Source organism: Chromobacterium subtsugae, from assembly GCF_001676875.1.
GTDB classification, from domain to species: domain Bacteria; phylum Pseudomonadota; class Gammaproteobacteria; order Burkholderiales; family Chromobacteriaceae; genus Chromobacterium; species Chromobacterium subtsugae.
In genome coordinates this window covers 216,093-231,689 of sequence record NZ_JYKA01000004.1, presented here as the reverse complement: position 1 = coordinate 231,689, position 15,597 = coordinate 216,093, and the positions used below count along the sequence as shown (strand labels likewise).

At 60.8% G+C, this 15,597-nt stretch carries 17 protein-coding genes; 6 read left to right on the top strand and 11 right to left on the bottom strand.

What is annotated here, in order from left to right; translation table 11 throughout:
• Nucleotides 1–64: 64 nt before the first annotated feature.
• The gene (locus MY55_RS06885; RefSeq protein WP_047257719.1) at nucleotides 65–1,144 is read right to left on the bottom strand and encodes an HPP family protein; all 1,080 of its coding nucleotides are present in this window, start codon (nucleotides 1,142–1,144) and stop codon (nucleotides 65–67) included.
• 127 nt (nucleotides 1,145–1,271) lie between these two features.
• Between MY55_RS06885 and MY55_RS06880 the strand changes: the two genes are divergently transcribed.
• Together MY55_RS06880 and MY55_RS06875 are read left to right on the top strand one after the other, a co-directional pair.
• Complete coding sequence (locus MY55_RS06880) at nucleotides 1,272–1,718, top strand: MarR family winged helix-turn-helix transcriptional regulator (RefSeq protein ID WP_043578449.1); 447 nt, start codon at nucleotides 1,272–1,274, stop codon at nucleotides 1,716–1,718.
• The gene (locus tag MY55_RS06875) at nucleotides 1,715–3,421 is read left to right on the top strand and encodes a chloride channel protein (RefSeq protein ID WP_065202150.1); all 1,707 of its coding nucleotides are present in this window, start codon (nucleotides 1,715–1,717) and stop codon (nucleotides 3,419–3,421) included. Before MY55_RS06880 ends, MY55_RS06875 begins: the two co-directional genes overlap by 4 nt.
• A 5-nt stretch (nucleotides 3,422–3,426) precedes the next feature.
• On the opposite strand, the gene MY55_RS06870 is transcribed toward MY55_RS06875, so the two are convergent.
• From MY55_RS06870 to MY55_RS23360, 4 genes are all read right to left on the bottom strand, one after another.
• The gene (locus tag MY55_RS06870; RefSeq protein ID WP_043578455.1) at nucleotides 3,427–4,344 is read right to left on the bottom strand and encodes a bestrophin family protein; all 918 of its coding nucleotides are present in this window, start codon (nucleotides 4,342–4,344) and stop codon (nucleotides 3,427–3,429) included.
• Nucleotides 4,345–4,422: 78 nt separating this feature from the next.
• Nucleotides 4,423–5,253 carry a hypothetical protein gene (locus MY55_RS06865; protein WP_152680386.1) on the bottom strand — a complete coding sequence of 277 codons (831 nt, stop codon included), beginning with the start codon at nucleotides 5,251–5,253 and terminating at the stop codon, nucleotides 4,423–4,425.
• Between the two features lie 301 nt (nucleotides 5,254–5,554).
• Nucleotides 5,555–5,773: a hypothetical protein gene (locus MY55_RS23365; protein WP_155419346.1), complete on the bottom strand. Its 219-nt coding sequence runs from the start codon at nucleotides 5,771–5,773 to the stop codon at nucleotides 5,555–5,557.
• 135 nt (nucleotides 5,774–5,908) lie between these two features.
• On the bottom strand, nucleotides 5,909–6,112 hold the full coding sequence (locus MY55_RS23360; RefSeq protein ID WP_152680384.1) for a hypothetical protein: 204 nt from the start codon (nucleotides 6,110–6,112) through the stop codon (nucleotides 5,909–5,911).
• A gap of 77 nt (nucleotides 6,113–6,189) precedes the next feature.
• Here MY55_RS23360 and mgtE point away from each other — a divergent pair, with 77 nt between their 5' ends.
• The gene (gene mgtE, locus MY55_RS06860; RefSeq protein WP_047244090.1) at nucleotides 6,190–7,557 is read left to right on the top strand and encodes a magnesium transporter; all 1,368 of its coding nucleotides are present in this window, start codon (nucleotides 6,190–6,192) and stop codon (nucleotides 7,555–7,557) included.
• Between the two features lie 48 nt (nucleotides 7,558–7,605).
• Here mgtE and ndhC read toward each other — a convergent pair whose 3' ends face one another.
• Nucleotides 7,606–7,965, bottom strand: a complete 360-nt coding sequence (ndhC, locus tag MY55_RS06855; protein ID WP_043578462.1) for an NADH-quinone oxidoreductase subunit A — start codon at nucleotides 7,963–7,965, stop codon at nucleotides 7,606–7,608.
• Between the two features lie 549 nt (nucleotides 7,966–8,514).
• On the opposite strand from ndhC, the gene MY55_RS06850 reads away from it, so the two are divergent.
• The gene (locus tag MY55_RS06850) at nucleotides 8,515–9,993 is read left to right on the top strand and encodes an adenosine deaminase family protein (protein WP_201775829.1); all 1,479 of its coding nucleotides are present in this window, start codon (nucleotides 8,515–8,517) and stop codon (nucleotides 9,991–9,993) included.
• A gap of 109 nt (nucleotides 9,994–10,102) precedes the next feature.
• Entirely contained in the window at nucleotides 10,103–10,522 is a 420-nt protein-coding gene (locus MY55_RS06845) for a hypothetical protein (RefSeq protein ID WP_152680383.1), read from the top strand.
• Between the two features lie 25 nt (nucleotides 10,523–10,547).
• Here the strand turns inward: MY55_RS06845 and MY55_RS23355 are convergent, their stop codons facing one another.
• Nucleotides 10,548–11,015, bottom strand: coding sequence for a hypothetical protein (locus MY55_RS23355; RefSeq protein ID WP_152680382.1), 468 nt, complete (start codon nucleotides 11,013–11,015; stop codon nucleotides 10,548–10,550).
• A gap of 143 nt (nucleotides 11,016–11,158) precedes the next feature.
• Between MY55_RS23355 and MY55_RS06840 the strand changes: the two genes are divergently transcribed.
• Nucleotides 11,159–11,440 (top strand): DUF3761 domain-containing protein, encoded by a 282-nt coding sequence (locus MY55_RS06840; protein WP_047249952.1) that lies wholly within the window; start codon nucleotides 11,159–11,161, stop codon nucleotides 11,438–11,440.
• 160 nt (nucleotides 11,441–11,600) lie between these two features.
• Here MY55_RS06840 and MY55_RS06835 read toward each other — a convergent pair whose 3' ends face one another.
• The 4 genes from MY55_RS06835 to MY55_RS23345 all read right to left on the bottom strand — a co-directional run bounded on the left by MY55_RS06835 (nucleotide 11,601) and on the right by MY55_RS23345 (nucleotide 15,414).
• The gene (locus MY55_RS06835; protein ID WP_047248647.1) at nucleotides 11,601–12,017 is read right to left on the bottom strand and encodes a DUF1484 family protein; all 417 of its coding nucleotides are present in this window, start codon (nucleotides 12,015–12,017) and stop codon (nucleotides 11,601–11,603) included.
• A 1,037-nt stretch (nucleotides 12,018–13,054) separates the two neighbouring features.
• Complete coding sequence (locus MY55_RS22585) at nucleotides 13,055–14,014, bottom strand: reverse transcriptase family protein (RefSeq protein WP_157889272.1); 960 nt, start codon at nucleotides 14,012–14,014, stop codon at nucleotides 13,055–13,057.
• A 160-nt stretch (nucleotides 14,015–14,174) separates the two neighbouring features.
• Nucleotides 14,175–14,915 carry a hypothetical protein gene (locus tag MY55_RS23350; RefSeq protein WP_157889271.1) on the bottom strand — a complete coding sequence of 247 codons (741 nt, stop codon included), beginning with the start codon at nucleotides 14,913–14,915 and terminating at the stop codon, nucleotides 14,175–14,177.
• Complete coding sequence (locus MY55_RS23345; RefSeq protein ID WP_157889270.1) at nucleotides 14,908–15,414, bottom strand: hypothetical protein; 507 nt, start codon at nucleotides 15,412–15,414, stop codon at nucleotides 14,908–14,910. Before MY55_RS23345 ends, MY55_RS23350 begins: the two co-directional genes overlap by 8 nt.
• Nucleotides 15,415–15,597 lie beyond the last annotated feature (183 nt).

The window sequence follows — 15,597 nt, the reverse complement described above, 5'->3', positions numbered from 1 at the left end:
AAGGCCATTGTCATGGCCAGCGGCGCGATGGCGTCCGGCAGATTTCGGTATAGCCGATAGGCGTTCAGACCGGCCGCTCCAGTTGCTCGCGGAACAGCGCGGCGATCAGGTCGCCCTGGCCCACCAGGCCCAGCAGCCGGCCATCGGCGTCCACCACCATGCTGCGCGCCACGCCGCGGTCGGCGAACGGGTGGATCAGCCGCTCGATCGGGTCGTCCGGGCTTGAGGTGTGCGGACGCGGGTCCATCCATTGCCCGACGCGGGCGTCGGGACGGACGGCTTCGGCCAGCAGCCCGCGCAGGGTGATTTCGCCCAGCAGCCTGCCGTCGGACGCGGTGACCGGCAGCGCTTCGAAACGGTGGGCTCGCAGCAAAGCCAGCGCGTCGGCGCAGCGGGCGTCGGCGCCTACGCTCAGCACCTCGCGCGCCATGAAGTCGGCGCAGCGCAGCGCGCCGAAGCGGCGCTGGTGCAGCCTTTCCTCCGCGCGCTGCAGGATGTCCTCCAGATCGTCCTCGCTGACGTCCACCACTTCGCCGCGCTCCGCCAGCGCGGCGTGCAGGTCGGCGCGGCTGACGCCGACGCGCTCGCTGGGGGTGGGCGCCGCGGACTGGTTATGCGGGTAACGGCGGCCGGCCAGGCGGTTGAACAGCAGCGCCGCCGCGGCCAGCAGCAGCGAATTGAGCAGCACAGGATGCCAGACGAAGCCGTAGCCCAGCCTGGCCACCGCCGGGCCGCCCAGCACCGCGGTCAGCGCCACCGCGCCGCTGGGCGGATGCAGGCAGCGCAGCGGGAACATCAGCGCGATGGCGAGGGCGGCGGCTGCGCCGGCGGCCAGCGCCGGGTCGCCGATCAGCCGCGCGCAGCTCACCCCCACCAGCGACGCGCACAGATTGCCGCCGATGATGGACCAGGGCTGGGCTAGCGGGCTGGCCGGCACCGCGAACAGCAGCACCGCCGACGCGCCCATCGGCGCGATGAACCAGGGATTGGCTTCGCCCAGCGCGTGGCGGCTGAGCCAGGCGGCGGCGATCAGGCCGAAAGCCGCGCCCAGGCTGCCGGCCAGCCGGTCACGCGGGCTGGCTGCGATGGCTTGCGGCCAGAAGCCGCGCAGCCAGTCGCCGCAGTGTCGTTTCAGATGTCGCATCGTGGTGTGGTTCCATGCCGTTTGCGGCCGTGACCGGCATATATATCATATTGTGATGCATATTGCAGGCTAAGGCGCGGTCGGGTATAAATATCATATTATGATATATGTGGAGCGTGGAAACGCCATGGAACACACCGCCGCGCCGGCTGTCGGCATGGGCAAGCAGCAATACGAGGCCTTGTCGGAATTCCGCTATCAGCTGCGCCGCTTCCTGCATTTCAGCGAAGAGGCGGCCAAAAGCGAGGGACTGACGCCGCAGCAATACCTGCTATTGCTGCATGTGCGCGGGGTGCCGGGGCGCGATTGGGCGACGGTGGGCGAACTGGCCGAGCGGCTGCAGATCCTGCATCACGGCGCGGTGGCGCTGCTGACCCGCTGCGAGGAACTGGGCCTGGTGGCGCGGCGCAAGAGCGAGCACGACCGCCGCCAGGTGGAGGTGCATCTGACCGCGGCCGGCGAAGGCCATCTCGCGCGGCTGGCGGCGCGGCACGAGGCGGAGCTGCGCTCGCTGCGCGACGTGTTCCGGGTGTCGCGCATCACCGCCTTCAACGACGGGGACGGCGGCAAATGAGCGCGGCGCGGCGCGATTATTCGGTGGACCGGCGGCTGCTGTTGCTGTCCGGACTGGCCTTGCTGGCCGGCGCGGTCAGCACGCTGGCGGCGGCGGCGCTGCTGGACCTGATCCGGCTGTGCACCAATCTGTTCTATTACCAGACGCTGTCGCTGGCCGATCGCGGGCCGGCCGGCCACGCGCTGGGTGCCTGGGCCATCGCCGCGCCGGTGGCGGGCGGGCTGCTGGTGGGCTTGATCGCGCGCTACGGCAGCGACAAGATCCGCGGCCACGGCATTCCGGAGGCGATGGAGGCCATCCTGTTCGGCCAGAGCCGGATGTCGCCCAAGGTGGCGCTGCTCAAGCCCTTGTCGTCCGGCATCGTCATCGGCAGCGGCGGGCCGTTCGGCGCCGAAGGCCCCATCATCATGACCGGCGGCTCCTTGGGCTCGCTGCTGGCGCAGCGCCTGCACCTGACCGCGGCGGAGCGCAAGACGCTGCTGGTGGCCGGCGCCTGCGCCGGCATGACCGCCGTGTTCGGCACGCCGGTGGCGGCGGTGCTGCTGCTGTTCGAACTGCGGCCGCGCAGCCTGCTGCCGGTGGCGCTGGCTTGCGCCTGCGCCGGCTTTCTGCGCGGGCTGTGCTTCGCCGCCGGGCCGCTGTTTCCGCTGAGCACGCCGCCGGCCACGCTGGCGGCGCTGGGCTCCTGCCTGTTGGCCGGCCTGGCCTGCGGCGCCCTGGCGGCCTTGCTGACCTGGGGGCTGTACCGGGTGGAGGACGGCTTCGGCAAGCTGCGCCTGCACTGGATGTGGTGGCCGGCGCTGGGCGGGCTGGCGGTCGGCATCGGCGGCAGGCTGCAGCCGCGCGCGCTGGGGGTGGGCTACGACGTGATCGGCGACCTGCTGCACAACCGGCTGCTGCTGGGCGCGCTGCTGGCGCTGTTGGCGGTGAAAGCCGTGATCTGGCTGCTGGCGCTGGGCTCGGGCACCTCGGGCGGCGTGCTGGCGCCCTTGCTGATGCTGGGGGCCGGCCTGGGCGCGGCGCTGGCGCCGGCCTTGCCGGGCGGTTCGCCGGAATTATGGGCGCTGGCCTGCATGGCGGGGGTATTGGGCAGCGTGCTGGGCGCGCCGCTCGCCGCCATCGTGTTCGCCTTCGGCCTGACCGGCGACGCCACGGCGCTGTTGCCGCTGACGCTGACCACCGCCGTCGCCTGCGCGGTGACGGCGCTGGCGCTGAAACGGTCGATCATGACCGAGAAGATCGCCCGCCGCGGTCTGCACATCCACCGCGAGTACAGCGTCGACCCCTTGGAGCGGCTGAACGTGGCCGACGTGATGACGCGCGCGGCGGTGGCGATAGACGGCGCGCTGCCGGCGGCGGACGCCTGGCGCCAATTCTTCGGCCCGCGCGGCCATAACGGCTATCCGGTGCTGCGCGACGGCAAGGTGGTGGGGGTGCTGCTGCGCCGGCGGCTGCAGGAGGCGGCGGCCAGCCGCCAGCCCTGCGTGGTGTGGGCGGAGCCGCTATCCGGCGATCAGGCGCTGCTGGCCGGCATGAGCGCGCGCCACGCGGCCGGGCGGATGGCGCAATTGGGCGTCGGCCGGCTGCCGGTGGTGGACGGCCCGGACAGCATGCGGCTGGTCGGCATCGTGTCGCTGGCCGATCTGCTGGCCAATAGCCACTTGCTGCTGCGCGAGGAAACGGTGCGCGAACGCCTGCGCTGACCGGCTTACTGCAGGTAAATGCCCTGGCGCGGGGCAGGCTCGTCCAGCAGCGGCAGGCCTTGCATCTCGCGCAGCGACGACTCGATGCCGTGGCACAGCGCGGCCAGCGGCAGGTCGTTGCCTTCGAAGCCGAACGGGTCTTCCAGCTCTTCCGCGATCTGCTCCAGCGCGAAATAGGTGTAGGAGATGAACACCGCGATCGGCGGCGTCAGCCAGCCTATGCTGCTGACCAGCCCCGCCGGCAGCAGCAGGCAGTACAGGGTGACGGTGCGGTTGAGCAGCACTCGGTAGGTGAAGGGAATGGGCGTGGTGGCGATGCGCTCGCAGCCGCCCAGCACTTCCGACAGCGTATTCAGGCTGCGGTCCAGCGCCTGCCATTGCCGCTCGCTGAGCGCGCCTTCGCGCTGCAGGCGGGCGGCTTCCTCGCCCAGCCACAGCAGAATCAAAGCCGGGCGATAGCGGCCGGCGCGCACCCGCTGGAACACGTCGGCCGGCAGCAGCCTTTCCAGCGGCGCGTCGTCCTGCTGGCCGCGCACCTGTTCCTTCAAGGCGTAGGCGAAGGCGCAGCAGCCGTCGGCCACGCGCCGGCTGTCCGGCCCGGCGCCGGTCAGCGAAATCATCTGCCGCGCCAGCGAGCGGCTGGCGATCACCAGGCTGCCCCACAGCTTGCGCGCTTCCCAGAAGCGGTCGTAACTCACCGAATTGCGAAAGCCCAGGAAGATGGCCAGCGACACCCCCAGCAGTGTGAAGGTGGGGATGCTCAGCGCCGAATCGGCCAGGCTGGTCAGCCACCAGTGGCGGATGGAGGAGGCGAGGATGGCCAGCGCGAAAACCAGCAGCAACCGCGGCAGGATGCGCGGCAGCACCGAACCGTGCCAGACGAACAGCAGACGGAACCAGGAAGAGGTGTTGCGGACGATCATGGCGCGGGCTGCGGGGGGATGATGCTGAATGTTACACAATTATCCGCGTATTGACTGTATCGGCGCGTCCACGCCGCGTCAGGATTTGGCGGCGTCGCCGAAGGTCACCAGCGTGTCGTCCGGCCACTCGACCGCGTCCAGCGGCAGCGAATACAGGTATTCGCGCGGGTATGGCCAGGGAGCGCCGTTTTGCGCGCCGCCGCCGTGCAGCCAGCCGGCTGGCAGCGTCAGCCTATGCTCGCCGTGCGCCAGCTGGATGGCGGCCAGCGGATGCTTGGCGATGAACAGGTAGCGCGCCGGCTGCGGCTGGCCGGTGGCGCGGGCCCATTGCAGCCGGTGCATCGCGTGCCATTGCGCCAGCAGGGCCAGCGAGGCGCCGCGCAGGCAATCGCCCATCTGTTCCAGGCAGTCGGCCTGGCGCGCCGGCGGCAGGCAATTGGCGCGCGGCTCCTGCGGATTGAGGCCGCTTTGCTGGTCCACCAGGCATTCCAGCCTCAAATCGCCCAGCCGGCGGCTGTGCGGCGGCAGGCCGGGGCTGCGGATGTCCGGCCGCCAGGCCAGCGGCCCGGCATGGTTGTCCGGCGCCGCCACGATGCTTTGGCCGTCGGACAGCGCGGTGGGGTTGAAGGTGGAGTCCGGCGTCAGCGGCAAGGGCATCTGGCCGGCCGGGCTTTTCAGCCACAGCGTCAACGCGCCGCCGCCGCCGTGCAGCACGCGAAAGCGCAGGCTGGCGCGCGGCGCCAGCTCGCGCTGCTGCTCGAACACCGCCACGCCGTGGTTGAACACCGCGGCGGGGCGGTTGGCGGCATGGGCGGCGTCGCTAGCGTCGGCGGCGCGAAGCGGCGCGCAGGCGAACGACAGCAGGGCGGCCGCCATCAGGATAAGGTTGGCGCGAGCGATGGGTTTCACGGAGCGTGTGCCATTCGGACATGGCTTGTAGTGGTGTGGCGCCATGATATCACAGCGGAATGACAGTTGATTTTCCGCTTGCCGAGCATGGCGAGCGGCAAGTTTGCGGCGTATGGTTATTTATTTGAAATAAAGAATGGATATGAAAAATGGCGAGCCTCATCGCCATGGCATGGCTGAATAAAGAGGGGGCATATAATATCCGCCCATTAAATAAGAGAAATGTAAAACCACCATTACAAAGTTTGATTCGAATTAATAGCTGGTTTATAGTTTGCGCCATTATCCACAAAGCAAAGGTTCATCGTGAACAACGACGGCAGTAGTCGATCTTCGATCGCCACGCCGCTTTGCCGGATCCCGCAGAACTGATTTCTTCTGCCGCATCCTGCAAAGCCAGGATGCGGTTGCCCTTGGCCATCGGCCAACTCGCGCCCTTCCCGATTCCGCCCCAGCGGCGGCGACGCGTCCAGGCCTCACTGCGCCTGTCTTGTGTTGTTATCTCGTTGTTCCTGAACATTAAATAATTTCCCTCGCCCCGGGCGCAGCGCCCGCGGCAGGGTTTCATTTCTACGCCACACGGAGGCAGCGATGCCAGAAGAGCCAGAACCTCGACCGTGTCGGCCCGCGCGCCCAGCCGCCTGATCCCGCCTTTTCAGCGGCCGGCGCAGCGCCCGGCCGACCCCGCCCATTCAGTTTGCGCAATGCCTGATGCATGGCTGATTTTGAATTTCCATTCAATGGCCAGGCATGGATTTTTAATTGGCGCGCCGACTGATAAAACCACCCCGTATTCAATATTGCGGAAGAAATAAACATCGCCAGCGCGAATAGGCGATGCGGCTTGTCGCGCCTGCATTCATTGCGGCAAGCATTTCTTCCCCCGGCGCGCCGGTGTTATCGGCCGCGCCGCGGACATTCGCACAGGACCAAGCGATGAACCAGGAACAACTGCAAGTATCGATCCGCGCCCAGCTGCGCGCTTTTGACGACCAGGCTTTCGACCGGCTGACCCGCGCGCTGCCGCTGGCCGACGTGGTGGAGGCGCTGGCGGCCCATCCGCCGGAGGCGGTGTCGCGCTTGCTGCAGGCGATGCGGCCCAAGCTGGCCGCCGACGTGCTGGCGCTGTTGCCGGCCGAGCAGCAGGACGAGCTGCTGCAGCGGCTGCCGCAGCCGGCGGTGGTGGCGGTGTTCGAGCGCCTGCCGTCTGACCTGCGCGCCGACCTCTACAAGCGGCTGAGCCAGAACGAGCAAAGCCGGCTGCTGCCGGCGCTGGGGCGGATGGTGCGCGACGACATCCTCAAGCTGGCCAGCTATGGCGAGGATACGGTGGGTTCGGTCACCAGTTCCGACTACGCCGCCATCTCGCCGCAGCTGACCGCGGCGGAGGCGATGGCCGCGCTGCGCGCCGGCGACCGGCAGCAGATCGAGGTGATCTACATCGTCGGCCACGAGCACCAGCTGCTGGGCACGCTGCCGCTGCGCGAGCTGGTGCTGGCGCCGCTGGAAACCAGCGTGGCCGAGCTGATGCAGCACAATCCGGCCTACGCCGAGGCCGGCTGGGCGCGCCACCGCGCCGCCGACCTGATCCGCCATTACGAGCTGCTGGCGCTGCCGGTGCTGGACGAGGCGCAGCGGATGATAGGCATCGTCACCATCGACGACGCGATGGACATCGAGCGCGAGGACGACACCGGCCGGCTGGCCAGCTTCGGCGGCGCCGCGCCGCTGGACAAGGGCAATCTGGACGTGGTGCATTCCAGCGTCCGTCGCATGTTCTCGGTGCGGGTGTTCTGGCTGCTGATCCTGACGGTGTTCGGCGCCATCACCAGCACCTTCGTCGCCCAGCAGGAAGAGCTGCTGAGCAATGTGGTGATTCTGGCCGCCTTCATCGCGCCCATCGTCGACATGGGCGGCAACGCCGGCAGCCAGTCGGCCACGCTGGTGATCCGCTCGATGGCGCTGGGCCAGCTCAAGCTGAACTGGCGCGACGTCGCCTTCGTCATCCGGCGCGAACTGCCGGTGGCGGCGGCGCTGGGCGTGGCGGTGGCGCTGCTGGACATGGTGCTGTCGCACTTCAGCAAGGGCGTCGGCGCCGACATCCTGCTGGTGGTGGGCCTGAGCATGATGCTGTGCACGCTGGCCGGCGGCGTGATCGGCGCGATGCTGCCCTTCCTGGCCAAGCGCCTGGGCACCGACCCGGCCACGCTCAGCTCGCCGCTGATCACCTCCATCATGGACATGCTGGGCGTGTTCATCTACTTCGGCCTGGCCTACGCCTTCCTGGGCCACCTGCTGGCCTGATAAACCGGGCTCCAGGCCATCCCGCCCCGGATGGCCTCTTTGGCGCGCTCAATCCCAATTGAGCGCGCCCTTTTTCCATTCGTAGACAAAGCCCACGGTGAGGATGGCGAGGAACACCGCCATCGCGCCCAGGCCGAACAGGCCCAGCCCGTCTTTCAGCGTCACCGCCCACGGAATCATGAAGGCCACTTCCAGATCGAACAGGATGAACAGGATGGCCACCAGGTAGTAGCGGACGTCGAAGCGCATCCGCGCGTCCTCAAACGCGGCAAAGCCGCATTCGTACGGCGACAATTTTTCCGCATCCGGCCGGTTGGGGCCCAGCAGCTTGCCCAGCAGCAGCGGCACGACGCCGACCAGCAGGCCGATCAGAATGAACAACAGGATGGGGAAGTAGTTTTGCAGCATGTGGCGGCTTTCCTGCGCAAGATGGCGAAACAGGAATAGACCGCCGCCGGCCGCCGAGTGCCGGCGCAAACGGTAAAAGTTTGGTAAAACCCGCGGGGCATGGCCCGCCTGGCCATAACAAAGGCCATCCTGCTGGGATGGCCTGAGTTGATGTTGTCGCGCAGAGCGCTGGCAATCTGGCGTCGCTGCCGCCTGTCGTCTCGCAGTGTGACCGTTGCCGGAGTCCTGGCCGGAATAGCGGTCTGGTGGGTGCTGCGGATGGCGGTGTGGCGCGGCGCAACCAATCAAAGTGCGGGATCGGAAGGTTCGCCTGAGTTTGCCGCTATGCATCGCTCCATGGTGAGATGATCGGGACTGCTTGTGCCTTATATCGGTCTTTTATAGCTGGCCTAAATAGCTGTTTTCGTTATTTTTTGTTACGGCTGGTACGCTTCTTGTCTGGCCGCTTGGCCTTTGTCCAGCTGGCCATGCTGCCACGCCGCCATCCTTCCGGTTTCCCTGCGCTGCTGTTACGGTTATGCCGTCGTCAAAATGCGAATGGGAGCGAATGTGAAATCGATACTGGCTTTGGCCTGCCTGCAACTGTCGCTGGCGCTGCTGCCGCTGGGCGCGCGGGCGGAAGCGCCGCTGGGCGCGGCGCAGCAAAAGACGAATTACCAGGCGGCGCGCGCTTATTACCAGCAGCTGCTGGCCGACAAGGGACGGGTGGCCGAACTGGGCATGCTGATGAACATGCTGCCCAAGGGCGGCGATCTGCATCACCACTACACCGGCGCGCTGTACGCCGAAACCTATCTGGACTGGGTGGACAGGCAGAAGTACTGCGTCTATCAGGCCACGCTGAGAATAGAAACCAAGCCGGAGCAGGCGCAGCCGGGCGCGGCGTGCCTGAGCGGCAGCCAGATCAAGGACGACAACGCGCTGTACCGCAAGCTGCTGACGCTGTGGTCGGACAAGGATTTCGACAACCACAGCCATGACCAGCCGCCGCCGGACAAGCAGTTTTTCGATACCTTCGGCTATTTCGGCGGCGTTTCCGGCTATTCGCCGCGCGAAGGCCTGCAGCTGCTGAAAACCCGGGCCAAGGCGGAAAACCTGCAATACCTGGAAACCATGCTGCGCGGCGCGCCGTCCGGCAACAGCGCGCTGGCCGCCAATCTGGACAGCCTGGCCCCGGACGCCGCTCCGGCCGCCATCGAGCAGGCGCTGGGCCAGGCCGCATCGGCGCTGGCGGCGGACGCCTCCACCGCCGAGCAAGTCCAGCGTTACCGGCAGGATCTGGCCGGCTTCGCCCAGGGCATGGACGACGACGACTTCACGCTGCGCTTCCAGACCTATGTCTCGCGCAATAACAAGCCATCCATCACCTTCGCCGGGCTGTACGCCGGCTTCGCCGCCGCGCACGACAACCCGCTGGTGGTGGGGCTGAACATCGTCGGCCCGGAAAACGGCATTGTGGCGATGCGCGATTACGCGCTGCACATGCGCATGATCCATTTCCTCAAGCAGCGCTTTCCCGATGTGAAGTTGGCGCTGCACGCCGGCGAGCTGGTGCTGGGCATGGTGCCGCCGGAGGGCCTGCGCGACCATATCCGGCTGGCGGTGGAGCTGGCCGGCGCGCAGCGGATAGGCCACGGCATAGACGTCGGCCATGAAAGCCGGCCGGACAGCCTGCTGAACGAAATGCGCCGCCGCGACGTGGCGGTGGAAATCAACCTCACCAGCAACCAGTTCATCCTGGGCGTGCAGGGCGCCGCGCATCCCATCCTGCTGTACCGCAAGTACGGCGTGCCGTTCGTGATCTCCACCGACGATGAAGGCGTGTCGCGCAGCGACATCAGCAATGAATACCTGCTGTACGTCAGCCGCTACCAGCCCTCGTACGACGAACTGAAGCGCACCGTCTACAACAGCATCCGCTATTCTTTCCTCAGCCCGGCGGACAAGGCGCGGCAACGGCAGCGGCTGGACCAGCGCTTCGCTCAGTTCGAGGCGCGGGCGGCGGCGCTGCGCAAGATGGGGCGTTAACGTGGGTAGGGTGCAAGACCTGGCAGAAATGTGTCGCTGTAGCTGCCTTTCAGCCGGGCATTGCACCGTTGTGGTGTATCACCAAGTCCAAAAATACGAAGGAGGAAGAATGCTCATCCCTTCAGCGTCTGAAAAACAAGCTGCAATGCCCCAACAGCAGGTTGCGAGTGGAAGGGCATCAAACTTTTCCCAGGTACTGGAGCAAGCCAAGTCCGATGTCGCAACACAAACCTCCACAGCATCCGGCAAGGTTGATCTCTCCAATCTTACGACCGAGCAAGCATCGGACTTGTTGATTGGCATGCTCAGGAATGGAACGCTGAGTCTTGAGGAATATCAGACCATCTCGCCCACTGTTATGCTTCGCGATATCAACGAGCAGTTGGGATATTCGCAGCCTGCCCGTTTCGATCTGTTTTCTGGTGTGCAAAGCTTGATAGAGAACAGCAAGATGATTGGCCGATATGATCAAGTCCGCGCCCAAGCCCATGGGCTTCAGATTTTAAAAGCGTATCAGACCAACCAGTAACAAAGGGCGGCAACAGCCGCCCTTTTCAGTCACATATCAAGCCATCATGACCTTCTTCCAATTCGTCCTCCCCTAGTCGGGTCGCATTGGTCAACACCTGGCGCCGGAGACCCGCCAAATATCGCCCGATCTGCCAGGAGCCCGTCATGTTCGCCAGCGCGCTTGCGATCTGCGCGGGGAAGGGGGGTAGGTTGGGATGAGTAACAGGAAGCCCGATGTTTACCGAGAAAACTTTCAAGCACAGTGATTGATGCTTCCACTGAGAGTGTGATTTTCCACAGAGTGTTAGGGTGCAATACCCGGCTAGAAACCCGCCGATGCCGCCGCCTTTCCCGCCGGGCATTGCGCCGCTTTTCACGATCGCCAAATCCAAAACCGTCAGCAGCGCAGGGCATAGCCTGGCCAGAAACACGCCGCTGCGGCTGCCTTCGCGGTGGGCATGACGCCGTCCGCCATGTCGCAAAACCAAAGCGCGGCTGTTTCGTACCGCCAATCGCCCTCATGCCCGGCGTATGGATTCGGCAGAGGCCGGGTATCGCGCCCGGCCAGGCAGCGCAGCGTCAGAATCCTGTATGCGAGAGCTGGTAGAAATACGTAAAATGCACTTGACATTTCTCGAGCAGAAAAGGAAATTGCATGCGCCTCGCCATCCTCGCCCTCGCCGCAGCATTGGCATTTCAGCCTGTTTTCGCCAAGAAGCCCAGCCAGTCCTATAGCGACAAGCCTAACGAGTCCCAATTGCTAGAGCATGGCAGTTACCAAAACTCGGATGGACAGACCGTGCATAGCCCGGCGCATTCGAAAACCGGCAAGGCTCCGGCCGGCGCATCCGCCCGGTGCGGCGACGGCACCTACAGCTTCAGCACGCATCGCAGAGGCACCTGTTCACACCATGGCGGCGTTGCATCCTGGCTCTAAAGATCGTGACGGCTTCCGCACCGTAGGGTGCAATACCCGGCTAGAAACCTGTCGATGCAGCCGCCTTTCCCGCCGGGCATTGCGCCGTCTCCAAGCATCGCCAAAACCAAAACAGCCAGCCCATTGAAGCGGGCTGGCTGTTGTGTTTACGAGGCGGGGTTTAGAGCACGCGGGTAAGCAGCGTCAGCGACTCATTCATGCGCTTGTCCAGCGGCGACAGCAACTCCGTGATGCGGCTAGATGGCAGGCGCACGTCATCTCCCAGGCAAGCCAGCAAATCGATCACGGATTGCAAGCCCAACTGGCCATGGGACAGGTGGCAGATGGACTCCACTACCGCCTGCTCGATGTCGTGGCACAAATGCGCGACGCGCGCGGCCGGCTCTCTAACCATGGATTGATCCTGGCTGGCCAATTGCGCCTGCAAGGCGGCAAAGGCTTCGTGCAGCCGGGTCATCGCCAGCAGGCTGGGCGGATGCGTGGGGGCTTGGTTGTGCAGCAGCCAGCGGCTGCGGGCGGGATGACGGTTCTTCAGGGAAAGCGCGAGGTGCGACGGACTGCGGGTGATGCAAGGCATGGCAAAACCCTCCTGGATAGGTGCTTAACCCTGCCAACCCCAACGCCAAGTAGGGGTGGCAGGCACATGGCGGGATTGGCGTACCGATCCAGGAGCGGCGCATCATAGATGCTCCCACCATGGCCCGCCATAGAGGACGTGCAATGGTGTACGGACGCGACAAGGCCCAGCCTTGCACAGAAGTCCGCCTGAATGCGGGACGCCAATCCCGGTGCCGCTATTGAACGGCACGATTGAGATTATCCGGCTGGAAGGCTTGCCAGGCAAGCAGTTGGGGCAGGAATAGGGCTGTGCTTTGAGGCAGTACGTAGAGTCCGCTGCGCGGATGATGATTTTCATAGCCGGGACTGCCCGGCGGCAGGGAGGGATATTTACCCGGATGTGCCACCGCCAAATATCCTAGTCTGGCTTTGGGCGCCCGTGGGGGCCGTCAGGCCCGAGGCGAGGCTGGACTCGCCCTGCGCAAACATCGAGGACAGAGTCACTCTCGAAAACATCAATCAATGCATTGAAATTATTGAAGTATTTTTTATTTTGAAAATTAAATACCAACAAATGTACCAACATTGATGCGTCTTTGGTCAAAGTCAGCTCGGCCGGATGGCGCTGTTGCATAAGTCTTGGGTAAGGATAGTTTCCCTTCTCACCAAACAGATTTATGTCACAGCTATCGTACATGGACGGGCCAGCATACTGAAACGGTTCAAGTTTGATACCGTGTATCGACTGACAGATGCAACGCGTTAGAGTACTTTTGATAGGGAATGCTGATTTTTAGCGTTTGCTAACTCTGAGACTAGGAGTGGTCTCCAGCCGAAGCCTGTCATTGAGTAGGCTTTGTATGAAACCGATGGTTTGCTTTCAGTCTAAACAGGCTCTTGATGATAACGCAGAATTGAATGGCGGCCTCACCATAGATCTGTGTTCGTTTACGTTTAGCCCCATTGAATTGTTTGCCATCGCCTTCATGCTGATATCTTATCAAGTCGTGCGAGGATGGATTTGCGCAACAAAGCCAGATGGAGTACATGGCTAATTCAAATAGAATCAATGATATTTGCGTACGAAATGTGAGATTTTACTTTATTTATATCATCCGCACGAATTCTTTCATTACTCAGAAGATGTTTGTACGCACGAATACGATTTCGATACCCTTTAGTCAACCTAGGCTTATCTCCATGCACTAATAGTCCATGCACTTTCAGACGATGAGGGAGCTGGGATATTTCTGTTTTATCTTCGGCAAGTACCCAGCGCTCTTGCTCGAGTAATTCTTTGACCTCTTTTTCTATTATTGGATCGAATTCATTTTTCCCAGAAAAAACAATATCATCGGCATATCTACTAAACCGACATTTAAATTTAGAGGCTATTAAATTCAGTTTCTCATCTGTTTCTTGAAAAGCCAAATTCGATAAAAATGGACTGGCAGGAGAACCTTGAGGTAGCTTGTCATCTAACAAACAAAGTTGGCATATTAGGTCAGCTCCTGATTCAGGATAACCTAAGGCAACTAGTTTGTTGTGAATTCGTGCCCTCGACACTTGGCCGAAGAAGTCACGGAGATCAACGGAGAAAACCCATTTCGCATTACAGTGTCTTTTTGCTGCTTCGGTGACGCCATTGATTCCGGGGACGAAGCCACAAACATACTCAGGAAATACCAATGCGCTAGAAGCATGTTGAGCAAACCACCGTTGAATTAGCTTCAGTGCAATGCGTGGAGAGCTAATTTCACGATTTTTTTTGCCCTTTCGAATCTTGAATTTTCTGTAATTTTTCTCAGGGTGCCGGGCTAAAGCATGAATAAAGTTGAGGCTGATACCAAACATAGTGCTCAACGCCAAAGTTGAGGTCACCGGTGGCAAACTCTTCCTGTGAAGAGCTTCGATCTGCGTTTTTCGTTCATGATCCTCTTCCTCAAGCTGTAGAGCTAAGAGGAGGTCTGGAAGTGACGAAAAAGTAACAAGAAGGGGGAGTGGTGGTGTGTTCAAGGTAGCAAAGTCTAAAAAGATACTTTCGTCAATGTAGCCTGTCTAACGGCAGCTGATTCGAAGGAGCAGCTGCCGTTAGACAGGCTGCACTTCTGTGCCCGGTCGTCACTCATGGGCATGATACACACCCACACGACTACACCACCACGTAAGGATTCTATCATACATGAACTTTTCCAAGAAACAACATTCGCTCCACGTCTGAACTCTTCCTATCTGTGCCGTATGGTGTTACTAGCAGTCCGCGTGCAGATAGGGCATAGGTACCATTTTCCAGGCGTACAACGAGTCTCTTTTTTCGCAACAGATCGAGCTTGGAGGCTAACCATCGTTCTGATGGGCAATACAAGTTTTGTCCGTTGATACGAGCCATAAGGTTGTCCAATGTAACTGGCGCAGTAATTTTCACCAACCTTAATATCTGAATATTGCTTGGCTCAAGCCATTTATTTAAAACAAAATCAAAGCCTACGCTTTTTACCTCAACTAATTCAAGCTGGGCTTTAATATGCCTCTCAATGTCTTCGCATGCATCTTTGCTTAGTTGTGCTGCAGGAAATACTATAACGTACGCATCCGTTGAAGTCTTAAATGAAAGGCTTACGCTTTCTACAAGATTCGGGTATTTTTTCTTGACCTCATACCTAATGTCCTCCTCTATCTGAGTCGATAATTCGGACTGTTTCAAAACCACCTCAACGCGAAAGTCGAATAATTTTCTCAGCTTACGTTTTAGAAATTCAATCTGCCCTGGTGATATGGAATTATGCTCCCTTTTATTTGATACGTTATTATCAAATAAATCCAGTAAAATAATTTTATTCTGTTCGTCGACTCGGATTTCAGTAATGATGTCGACAAACTGCCCAAGGTGTTCTTTTATTGTCTCTTCATTAATCAAGGCCTACCTCCTTGGTTATTTTCTTAATCTGACCTATCCTCTCCTGAATTCTACGTTCCCAATTCTTAGCTTCTGCGCTACTAGTGCTCTTGATTGAAAATTGAGAATTGGAAAATTCTATCGGAACCTCCGGCTCATAGTCAGATATGCATCTTATGCTATAGGCGGATTTCATTATTCCGGCGATATCTTTTGTCGCGTCTCTTGATATTCTAATTATTCTGGAATATTCTGATTCCGATAACGAATTGTGTTTCTTCAGCTTGTCAGCTTCTCTTTTTATTTTCTTGGCAAGATTAAATTCGACAATCTCAGGAACTTTAGCATGGGTAGTACGTTTCCAATCCGTTTCGAATTCGCCAATAAATTCGCGCACTGCCAAATAAACCGCATAATAGTACCGATTGAATGCGGTGCGTGCAAATGCATCAGCAGGAGGAGTTCCTGTTTTTTTTCCAGCTTCGGAAGAAAGGTGATCTGCTACAAGATGAAATGTCATAAATAACTAATTCGCCTATACACAGTTTTTTGGCAACCTAGAGATAAAGATTGTTCGTGTGATACGGCAGCACTAGCAGTCTTCATTTATACCTATTTTCTGTGTGATTAGTGCAATGAAACGATTGTCAAGTCGATGTAGACCATTTCTTGCTGCTGGTTAATTCTGACGGAAATTAACTAT

Coding starts and splice junctions, on each gene's coding strand:
- MY55_RS06885 (WP_047257719.1), bottom strand. CDS start 1,144: ATGCGACATCTGAAACGACACTGCGGCGACTGGCTGCGCGGCTTCTGG.
- MY55_RS06880 (WP_043578449.1), top strand. CDS start 1,272: ATGGAACACACCGCCGCGCCGGCTGTCGGCATGGGCAAGCAGCAATAC.
- MY55_RS06875 (WP_065202150.1), top strand. CDS start 1,715: ATGAGCGCGGCGCGGCGCGATTATTCGGTGGACCGGCGGCTGCTGTTG.
- MY55_RS06870 (WP_043578455.1), bottom strand. CDS start 4,344: ATGATCGTCCGCAACACCTCTTCCTGGTTCCGTCTGCTGTTCGTCTGG.
- MY55_RS23365 (WP_155419346.1), bottom strand. CDS start 5,773: ATGTTCAGGAACAACGAGATAACAACACAAGACAGGCGCAGTGAGGCC.
- MY55_RS23360 (WP_152680384.1), bottom strand. CDS start 6,112: ATGCAGGCGCGACAAGCCGCATCGCCTATTCGCGCTGGCGATGTTTAT.
- mgtE (WP_047244090.1), top strand. CDS start 6,190: ATGAACCAGGAACAACTGCAAGTATCGATCCGCGCCCAGCTGCGCGCT.
- ndhC (WP_043578462.1), bottom strand. CDS start 7,965: ATGCTGCAAAACTACTTCCCCATCCTGTTGTTCATTCTGATCGGCCTG.
- MY55_RS06845 (WP_152680383.1), top strand. CDS start 10,103: ATGCTCATCCCTTCAGCGTCTGAAAAACAAGCTGCAATGCCCCAACAG.
- MY55_RS06840 (WP_047249952.1), top strand. CDS start 11,159: ATGCGCCTCGCCATCCTCGCCCTCGCCGCAGCATTGGCATTTCAGCCT.
- MY55_RS06835 (WP_047248647.1), bottom strand. CDS start 12,017: ATGCCTTGCATCACCCGCAGTCCGTCGCACCTCGCGCTTTCCCTGAAG.
- MY55_RS23345 (WP_157889270.1), bottom strand. CDS start 15,414: ATGACATTTCATCTTGTAGCAGATCACCTTTCTTCCGAAGCTGGAAAA.